This is a genomic window from Aeromicrobium sp. REDSEA-S32_B7 (assembly GCF_001626145.1).
GTDB lineage: Bacteria > Actinomycetota > Actinomycetes > Propionibacteriales > Nocardioidaceae > Aeromicrobium > Aeromicrobium erythreum.
Window position 1 is genome coordinate 1 of sequence record NZ_LUNF01000057.1, and the last position, 3,460, is coordinate 3,460.

The following is a 3,460-nucleotide window of genomic DNA, read 5'->3' on the forward strand; positions in this document are numbered from 1 at the left end:
CCTCGACCTTGAACTCCCGCTTCATGCGGTCGACCAGGGTGGTCAGGACGCCATGCAGTTCGGTGTCCTCGCCGGCTACCCGATGGTGGACGTCAAGGTCACCCTCGAGGACGGCGCCTACCACGACGTGGACTCCTCGGAGCTCGCGTTCAAGATCGCCGGCAACCAGGCCTTCAAGGAGGCCGCCCGCATGGCCAAGCCCGTGCTGCTGGAGCCGATGTTCGCCGTCGAGGTGACCACCCCGGAGTCCTTCCTGGGTACCGTCATCGGCGACATCAACTCCCGTCGCGGTCAGGTCCGGGCGCAGGAGGAGTCCCACGGCGACCTCGTCGTGTCGGCCCTCGTGCCGCTGTCGGAGATGTTCGGGTACGTCGGTGACCTGCGGTCGAAGACCTCGGGCCAGGCGTCGTACTCGATGGAGTTCGACTCGTACGCCGAGGTTCCTTCGAACATCGCCGACGAGATCGTCAAGAAGGCACGGGGCGAGTAGTCCCAGCCCTCGGCACCACGTAGTTCAACCACGAGTCAAGTAACAACCACACCAGGAGGAGCCCCCAGTGGCTAAGGCGAAGTTCGAGCGGAACAAGCCGCACGTCAACATCGGCACCATCGGTCACATCGACCACGGCAAGACCACGCTGACCGCGGCGATCTCGAAGGTGCTGCACGACAAGCACCCGGACCTCAACGAGGAGTCGCCCTTCGACTCCATCGACAAGGCCCCCGAGGAGCGCCAGCGCGGCATCACCATCTCGATCGCCCACATCGAGTACCAGACCGAGGCGCGTCACTACGCCCACGTCGACTGCCCCGGTCACGCCGACTACATCAAGAACATGATCACCGGCGCGGCTCAGATGGACGGCGCGATCCTCGTGGTCGCCGCCACCGACGGCCCGATGCCGCAGACCCGTGAGCACGTGCTGCTCGCCCGCCAGGTCGGCGTGCCCGCCCTGGTCGTCGCCCTGAACAAGTGCGACATGGTCGACGACGAGGAGCTCATCGAGCTCGTCGAGATGGAGGGAAGTGGGCCGACTCGATCGGCGAGCTCATGGACGCGGTGGACTCCTACATCCCGCAGCCCGAGCGCGACACCGACAAGCCGTTCCTCATGCCCGTCGAGGACGTCTTCACGATCACCGGTCGTGGCACCGTCGTCACCGGTCGTATCGAGCGCGGCATCGTCAAGGTGGGTGAGGAGATCGAGATCCTCGGTATCCGCGACACCTCCGCCAAGACCACCGTCACCGGTGTCGAGATGTTCCGCAAGCTGCTCGACGAGGGCCAGGCCGGTGAGAACGTCGGTCTGCTGCTCCGCGGCACCAAGCGCGAGGACGTCGAGCGCGGCATGGTCCTGGCCAAGCCGGGCACCACGACCCCGCACACCAACTTCGAGGCCTCGGTCTACATCCTCTCGAAGGACGAGGGCGGCCGTCACACGCCGTTCTTCAACAACTACCGCCCGCAGTTCTACTTCCGCACCACGGACGTGACCGGCGTCGTGACCCTCCCCGAGGGCACCGAGATGGTCATGCCGGGTGACAACACGGAGATGACGGTCGAGCTGATCCAGCCGATCGCCATGGACGAGGGTCTGCGGTTCGCGATCCGCGAGGGCGGCCGCACCGTCGGCGCCGGCCGCGTCACCAAGATCACCAAGTGATCGACTGATCCACGGTGAGGGCCCCGTGGGCTGCGCGCAGCGCAGTCCGCGGGGCCCTTCGCCGTGGATCAGCCGTCACGTAGCGACCGGAGCCGAGCGGGCGCATCCTTCCCTCTGCGCGGAGCGCCGCGCCGGGAAGATGCGCCGGCTCGGCGATCCCCGGCCGCGGACCTGAGGACCAGGGCCACCGGCCCGACAGCCACGCCGGCGAGAGCAGCCGGGCCGAGACAGACCCACGAGGCCATGACCAGCAACCACTCAGTCCCGCCCGCGCGGCCGCACCAGAAGCTGACCGAGGACGGTCGCCGGATGCGCGAGGTGCTCAGCTACTCGCGCCGGGGGAGCAGGTTCACGCCCAGCCAGCAGCAGGCCTGGGGCGCGTACGCCGAGGCGTGGGTGATCCCCGACGAGGACGTCGACCAGCCCGACTTCGACCTGGCCGAGCGGTTCGGCCGCACCGCGCCGCTGATCGTGGAGATCGGTTGCGGAGTGGGGGAGGCCACCGGCGTCCTTGCTGCTGCGCGCCCCGACTGCAACGTCCTGGCCCTGGAGGTCTGGCGTCCGGGTGTCGCCGCCTCGCTCGCCGAGGTCGCGGCAGCCGGGGCGGACAACGTCCGGTTCTGCTCCGTCGATGCCGTCTGGTCGCTGGAGCACCTGGTGGCCCCGGGGGGCCTGGAGGAGCTGTGGACCTTCTTCCCCGACCCCTGGCCCAAGGCGCGGCACCACAAGCGTCGTCTCGTGCAGCCGGAGTTCGCGGCCCTGGTCGCCTCCCGTCTGCGCCCGGGCGGAGTGTGGCGCCTGGCGACCGACTGGGCGCCGTACGCCGAGCACATGCTCGAGACCCTCGACGCCGAGCCGGCTCTCGAGGGCGGCCGCGTCGAGCGATGGGCCGACCGCCCGGTGACGAAGTTCGAGCGCAAGGGGCTCGCGGTCGACCGCGAGATCGCCGACCTTCGCTACCGCCGCGTCTGAGCGGTCCCCGTCAGTCCCCGTCAGTCCGGGGCTGTCCGTCGGCTCCGGGCTGCTCGAGGTCGTCGATGTTCGCCATCAACGACTCCAGCAGCGCCAGCTCCTCGTCGACGTAGGGGTCCTCGAGGCCCAGCTCGTCGAGGTCCTCCTTGAGCGCCTGCTGCACGTCGAGCGCCATGTCGATGCTGCCGATGTTGCGCAGCGCCCACCCGACCGTCCACCTCGCGACCCGGGTGCGCTCGTCCTCGCCGATCCGAGCCCGCGCGGTCATGGCCGCGTCGAAGGCGGCCAGGGCCGCCCTCCAGTCGTTCCGCTCGACGTGTGCCATCCCGAGGTTGTTGAGCAGGGAGGCGTCCCAGTCGCGCGCCCGGGTGTCGTGGCACTCCCGTGCGCGGGCCAGCGCCCTCTGGGTCGCCGGCACCGCCCGGGCGACCTGGGTCAGCAGGACCTCGCGCTGGGGAGGGGCCGACTCCTGGGCCGCGGCGCGGAAGCGCGTCTCCGACGCCGGCGCGTCGTCGAAGTCCCACAGGTCGTAGGCCGGGTCCGGAGCGTGCATGCGCCCAGGCTAGGCCCGCGGACCGACGGGGACGTGGACCCGACCGGTCAGCGCGAGGCCCCGGGCACGTGGGAGGGGAGGGTGCACACCTCGTCGAGACCGGTGACGCGGTTGAGCCGGCCGAAGGCGATCCACGAGCCCAGGCACATGGTCAGCTCCACCAGCTCACGTTCGGAGTACGCCGCCTTGAACCGCGCCCAGAACTCCTCGTCGAGCCCGTGGTGCTCGGTGGCGAACCGCTCGGCGTACTCCGCGGCCAGGCGCTCGCGCTG

Annotated in this window: 3 protein-coding genes and 2 pseudogenes; 3 read left to right on the forward strand and 2 right to left on the reverse strand. The window is 69.9% G+C overall.

Going from position 1 to position 3,460, the window contains the following annotated elements:
* The 3 genes and pseudogenes from fusA to trmB all read left to right on the forward strand — a co-directional run.
* Positions 1-490 (forward strand): annotated as a pseudogene (gene fusA, locus A6Q79_RS04405) (elongation factor G); the annotation flags it as partial.
* Positions 491-557: 67 nt separating this feature from the next.
* Positions 558-1,663 (forward strand): annotated as a pseudogene (locus A6Q79_RS04410) (elongation factor Tu).
* Between the two features lie 243 nt (positions 1,664-1,906).
* Positions 1,907-2,635, forward strand: coding sequence for a tRNA (guanosine(46)-N7)-methyltransferase TrmB (trmB, locus tag A6Q79_RS04415; protein ID WP_317696606.1), 729 nt, complete (start codon positions 1,907-1,909; stop codon positions 2,633-2,635).
* A gap of 10 nt (positions 2,636-2,645) precedes the next feature.
* Here trmB and A6Q79_RS04420 read toward each other — a convergent pair whose 3' ends face one another.
* Entirely contained in the window at positions 2,646-3,188 is a 543-nt protein-coding gene (locus A6Q79_RS04420; RefSeq protein ID WP_317696609.1) for a hypothetical protein, read from the reverse strand.
* A gap of 47 nt (positions 3,189-3,235) precedes the next feature.
* The coding region (locus A6Q79_RS04425; protein WP_369037986.1) for a carboxymuconolactone decarboxylase family protein at positions 3,236-3,460 on the reverse strand (225 nt) is incomplete at its 5' end.